Source organism: Bradyrhizobium sp. PRIMUS42, from assembly GCF_023006515.1.
Lineage (GTDB): Bacteria > Pseudomonadota > Alphaproteobacteria > Rhizobiales > Xanthobacteraceae > Bradyrhizobium.
On sequence record NZ_JALBGZ010001403.1, the window covers coordinates 1 to 707 of the forward strand.

Below are 707 nucleotides of genomic sequence, written 5' to 3' on the forward strand. Positions count from 1 at the left end.
ACGAGACGTGTTCGGCCTATCCGTCGGAGGCATGCTTGCACGATCTGGTGACGGCGCAGGCCATGCGAACGCCGGATGCGGTCGCGGTGATGAACAAGTCGCACTCAAGAGCGGAGATCTCGACGAGGGCAGCCAGGTGGCCGTCGGCCAGGCGATCCGCCCGGCGGGCTTTGAATTTCTCGGAATCAGGTTCGGATCATGACCGCCTCCCCACCCCTCATCAGCCTCCAGTCGGTCAGCAGGACCTATCGCACCGACGGGGTCGCGGTGACTGCGGTACGCAACGTCAGTTTCGAGATCGCGCAAGGCGAGATCGTCGCCGTGATGGGACCGTCCGGCTCCGGCAAATCGACATTGATGAACATGATCGGGCTGCTCGACTTGCCGAACGAGGGCGCCGTTTATCTCCAGGGCGCCGACGTCGCCGGGCTGTCGGAAGATCGCCGCTCGTCCTTGCGTGCCCGCAGCATCGGCTTCGTGTTCCAGTCCTACAATCTGCTTGCCCGCCACAATGCAATCGAGAATGTCGCGCTGCCGCTGGTCTATTGCGGCATCGCTCGCAAGGAACGTCTGGCGCGCGCCGAGCAGAGCCTTCAGTCCGTCGGCATGCTGCACCGGGCCCATCACTTCCCGCGGCAGCTCTCCGGCGGCGAGCAGCAGCGTGTCGCGATTGCGCGCGCACTGATCGCCTCCCCGCTGATCGTGCT

General features: G+C 64.8%; 1 protein-coding gene and 1 pseudogene. Both read left to right on the forward strand.

Features of this window, described 5'->3' with window-relative positions; translation table 11 throughout:
- Positions 1-202, forward strand: a pseudogene (locus MOV75_RS40675) (hypothetical protein); the annotation flags it as partial.
- A partial coding sequence (locus MOV75_RS40680; RefSeq protein WP_247008485.1) for an ABC transporter ATP-binding protein occupies positions 199-707 on the forward strand: 509 nt, incomplete at its 3' end. The pseudogene MOV75_RS40675 and the gene MOV75_RS40680, both read left to right, overlap by 4 nt.